This window comes from Corallococcus sp. 4LFB, from assembly GCF_046520365.1.
GTDB classification, from domain to species: Bacteria; Myxococcota; Myxococcia; order Myxococcales; family Myxococcaceae; genus Corallococcus; species Corallococcus caeni.
Genome location: NZ_JBKGHJ010000638.1, coordinates 1 through 3964, shown reverse-complemented (window position 1 = coordinate 3964; position 3964 = coordinate 1). Strand labels below are relative to the sequence as shown.

The 3964-nt window shown below is 73.3% G+C and carries 4 protein-coding genes; 2 read left to right on the top strand and 2 right to left on the bottom strand.

The window, feature by feature from the left end:
- Together ACLEQD_RS38575 and ACLEQD_RS38570 are read right to left on the bottom strand one after the other, a co-directional pair.
- On the bottom strand, positions 1 to 477 hold a 477-nt coding region (locus ACLEQD_RS38575), incomplete at its 3' end, for a hypothetical protein (RefSeq protein ID WP_410390853.1).
- Positions 478 to 525: 48 nt separating this feature from the next.
- Positions 526 to 1647 carry a cytochrome-c peroxidase gene (locus ACLEQD_RS38570; RefSeq protein WP_410390851.1) on the bottom strand — a complete coding sequence of 374 codons (1122 nt, stop codon included), beginning with the start codon at positions 1645 to 1647 and terminating at the stop codon, positions 526 to 528.
- 273 nt (positions 1648 to 1920) lie between these two features.
- Here ACLEQD_RS38570 and ACLEQD_RS38565 point away from each other — a divergent pair, with 273 nt between their 5' ends.
- Both ACLEQD_RS38565 and ACLEQD_RS38560 read left to right on the top strand, forming a co-directional pair.
- Positions 1921 to 2319 carry a hypothetical protein gene (locus ACLEQD_RS38565; RefSeq protein ID WP_410390850.1) on the top strand — a complete coding sequence of 133 codons (399 nt, stop codon included), beginning with the start codon at positions 1921 to 1923 and terminating at the stop codon, positions 2317 to 2319.
- 444 nt (positions 2320 to 2763) lie between these two features.
- Complete coding sequence (locus tag ACLEQD_RS38560; RefSeq protein WP_410390848.1) at positions 2764 to 3855, top strand: acyltransferase family protein; 1092 nt, start codon at positions 2764 to 2766, stop codon at positions 3853 to 3855.
- Positions 3856 to 3964: the final 109 nt, after the last annotated feature.

Below are 3964 nucleotides of genomic sequence, written 5' to 3'. Positions count from 1 at the left end.
CTCACGAGGCGGCGGAGACCCCCGCCGCTTCGCTGCCGCACGCGCTTCAGAACGCGTGGAGACGAACAGCCGGGCGGATGCCAGGATGCGCCACCACAGCGCCAGCGACACCAGCGTGCCCACCAGCACGGGCACGTAGCCGGGCACGGGGCGCGGCCCGCCGGACGCGGTGGCCTCGCCGCTGGACTTCAGGCGCCGCCGGGTGGCGCCCAGGGGGCCCTGGATGGCTCCCACCGCGAGCACCATCATCACCATGTGCCCGATGAGCGCCGGGTAGTACCCGCGCGTCACCAGCACCGCGATGCCCACGAGCACCTGCAGCTGCAGCAGGCCGGAGTAGGACGCGCCGATGATGCGCCCCACCTTGTCGAACGGCCGCTTCGTGGCCACCGCGAACGCGAAGAACGCGAGCGCGATGACGCCGGACAGCAGCACCAGGTAGCGAAGGCCCGAGTGGAGATGGAAGAAGAAGGTCATGGGCGCGAGGGTTTAGCACCCGCGGGGCGGGGCGCGACGTTTCCGAAGCTACGACGGGTCCGGCTTGGGCGTGCGCTTCGTGCTGGGGGGCAGGGGCGGCGCGGAGATGCGCTCGGCGGGGGGCAGCTCCCCGGTGAGGCTCTTGAGGAAGGCCACCAGGTCGTCCACCTCGCCGTCCTTCAGCGTGCGGCCCAGCTGGTAGCGGCCCATCAGGCGCACCATGGTGGGCAGGTCCTTCACGCTGCCGTCGTGCAGGTACGGCCCGGTCATCTCCACGTTGCGCAGCGTGGGCACGCGGAAGTAGCCCCGGTCGTCCTCGTTCTTCGTCGCGTCGAAGCGGCCCGCGTCGGTGAGCGCCGGATACGCCTCCACCAGCCCCAGCTTCTGGAACGACGCGCCGCCCACCGCCGGGCCGTTGTGGCACGTGGTGCAGCCGGTGGTGACGAAGGCCTCCAGGCCGCGCTGCTCCTGCGCGCTCAAGGCCGAGTGCTCGCCCGCGAGGAAGCGGTCGAAGCGCGACGGCGTGGTGAGCGTGCGCTCGAAGGCGGCCAGCGCCCGGGCCGCGTTCGCCAGCGTGACGGGCCTGCCGCCCTTCGGGAAGGCGGCGCGGAAGCGGGTGGCGTACTCGGGCATGGAGGACAGCGTGGCCTCGACGCGCTTCGCGTCCGGCATGGCCATCTCCACCGGGTTCATCATCGGCCCCTCCGCCTGGGCCTCCAGCGTGGCGGCGCGGCCGTCCCAGAACTGCGCGATGTGGTGGGCCGCGTTGTAGACGGTGGGCGAGTTGCGCGTGCCCTTCTGCCCCTTGTGCCCGTCCGACAGCGCCTTGTTGTCCACGCCGAAGGTGGTGAGGCCGTGGCAGCTGTTGCAGGACACGTCGTGGTTCTTCGACAGCCGGGGCTCGTGGAAGAGCATGCGCCCCAGGGCAACCTGCGCCTCGGTGTCCGCGGGCAGCGGCGCCGGGTTGCGAGGCGCCTGGAAGAAGTGCGCCGCCAGCTTCGCCACCGCGTCGGCGTCCGGCGCCGCGGGCTTCGCGGCCGGGGCCTGCGCCGTCACGGGAGCGGGCGCGGGAGGCGTTGCGTCCGGAGCCGTGCCGGTGGAGCGCTCACAGCCCGCGAGCGCGCCCAGCGCCGACAGGGTGAACCCGAGGAGCAGTCGATTTCGCGTCATGAGCAAGGCCTCCCGTCAGCGGCACAAGACAGGGCGCACCGTACCAGCGCTCCGGACGGCTGGCTTCGAGACGGAACGTCGCACCCACCTCCCGGGCTTTCCCATGCCATCAGTCCGGCAGCGCCCGTCCGGACAGCGGCCCGGCGGGCGCGGGGCGTGGGTGTGCGGAACAAGCCCGGCACCGCTACCCCTTCTTCTTCAAGGGCCCGGCGGCGCGCCGGGAACGCGGACCGGCGCATCCGCCTGGAAGCGGGGCGCCACGGAGGACGGCGGATGCAGGACGACGACACGGGCGGCAAGGGGCGGGAGGTGGACGTGCTCGTCTGCCGCAAGTGCCTGACGAAGAGCGCCCGGAGTGGCGGACAGGACCTGCCGCGCTGGCTCCAGGGGGAGCTCGCCGAGCGGGGCCTCGCCGGGCAGGTGCGCGTCACGCCCACGGGCTGCATGAACCAGTGCCCGCGCCGGCAGGTCACCGTGCTCGTCTCCGACACCGAGGATCCCGAAGGCCGCATGCTGCTGGTGGAGCCCCGGTCGCAGCGCGACCTGCTCCTGAAGTTCGTGGAGCGCCGCGCCCGTCCGGACGCGCCCGCCGCCACGCCCGGCGGCGACGCTCCGGGGCGGGGGCAGGAGCACCTCGGTGATGAAGCGGTCCACGAGGAACGCGGCCAGTAGCCCCGTGGCGGTGCCGGCGGTGTCCCACGCCAGGTCCTTCACGGAGAAGACGCTGCCGCGAGCGCGGTCGTAGACCTCCTTGCCCAGCCCCACGCCCAAGCCCACCCCCACCCCGGTGAGCGCCCGCGCGCCCGTCGAATCGAAGAGGACGGCGCCCGCGCCGTAGCCCACGCCCGTGGCGGCCGCACACGCCGCGAAGTGTCTGGGCTTGTCGCTGCCAAACCAGTCGTCGCCGGACGCGGCGCGGGAGGAGGCCGGGACGGCGAGGAGCGCGAGGGCGGCGAGCGCGGCACGAGGGGACATGCATCCGTCCTGTAGCATTCCCAGCACGAGGACGGGACCTGGGCTGTGAGTGAAATCCGGGGGTGTCTCCACGCCTGCCGACTCCCACGGTGGGTGCGTTTTGGAGACGGGGCCCGCGGGTGGGCTTATGCTCGACTGGCTTTGAAAGGCATCGGTCCCTCGCTCAGCTTCCGGCAGGCCCGTCACCCCGCGCTCGATGGCGCGCGGGGACTGGCCGTGCTCGCCATGGTGATGGGTCACACGCTGGACGCGCTGCTGGCGCCCGCCTTCCGGGAGCATCCGTGGGTCCAGGAGTACTGGAAGCTGCGGGGCATCACCGCGCCGCTGTTCCTGCTGGTGAGCGGCTGGGCGGTGGTGATGGCGCTGGGCACGAAGCCGGGCGCCGCGAAGGACTCCTTCGGCCGCCGGTTCCGCCGCGCGCTGTTGCTGTTGTTCCTGGGCTACCTGTTGCACTGGCCGGGCTGGGGCGCGGTGCGCGAGCTGGGCTTCTCCGACGCCATGCTGCGCAAGGTCTTCCAGTTCGACGCGCTCCAGTGCATCGGCGCGTCGCTGATGCTGGGCGCGATGGCGCTGGTCGTGACGCCGCACCGGGGCGCGCGGGCGCTGCTGCTGGGCGGGCTGGCGGTGGGCATCCCCCTGGCGAGCGCCGGGATGTGGCTCGCGGGCGCGCACCTGCCGGTGCCGCTGCAGCAGTTCATCGGCAACGGGGAGGGCAGCCGCTTCCCGTTCTTCCCCTGGGCGGGCTTCTTCTTCGCGGGCGCGTTCGCCGCGCACGCGCTGCACCTGTTGAAGCCGGGCCTGGCGCAGGGCTTCGCGCTGCTCGCGCTGGGCGGGGCGCTGCTGGCGCTCACCCGCTGGCTGCCCATCGAGTGGACGCCCACCAGCCCCACCATGGTCCTCTACCGCGTGGCGCAGGGCCTGCTGGTGCTGGGCGTCGTCAACCTGCTGCCGCGGCGGGTGAGCGGCATGCTGGCGCCGCTGGGACGGCTGTCGTTGTGGATCTACGTGCTGCACCTGCCGGTGGTGTACGGCTGGGCGGACATCGCGGGCCTCGCGCAGCGCATCGGGCCCCGGCTAGGCATGGCGGCGGCGCTGGGCGTGTCCGTGGCGCTGCTGGCGGCCTGCTACCTCATCGCCCGCTTCGGGCGCTGGGTGCGCGAGCAGGCCCGCCCCTGGCGCACGGGCTCCACGACGCTGGGCGCCAGCGTCGGCACCGCGCGCCTGGGCCAGTAGCGGGCCTCTAGCCCTCGGAGCCGGTCCTCGGCAGCTTCGCGGGAGGCTCGGTCGCGTTGCCCGGGCCACCAGCTCGCGCGCCACGGACTCCAGCGCGCTGATGCGGCGG

Excerpts from the sequence above, each read along its gene's own strand:
- ACLEQD_RS38570 (WP_410390851.1), bottom strand. The coding sequence starts at position 1,647 with ATGACGCGAAATCGACTGCTCCTCGGGTTCACCCTGTCGGCGCTGGGC.
- ACLEQD_RS38565 (WP_410390850.1), top strand. The coding sequence starts at position 1,921 with ATGCAGGACGACGACACGGGCGGCAAGGGGCGGGAGGTGGACGTGCTC.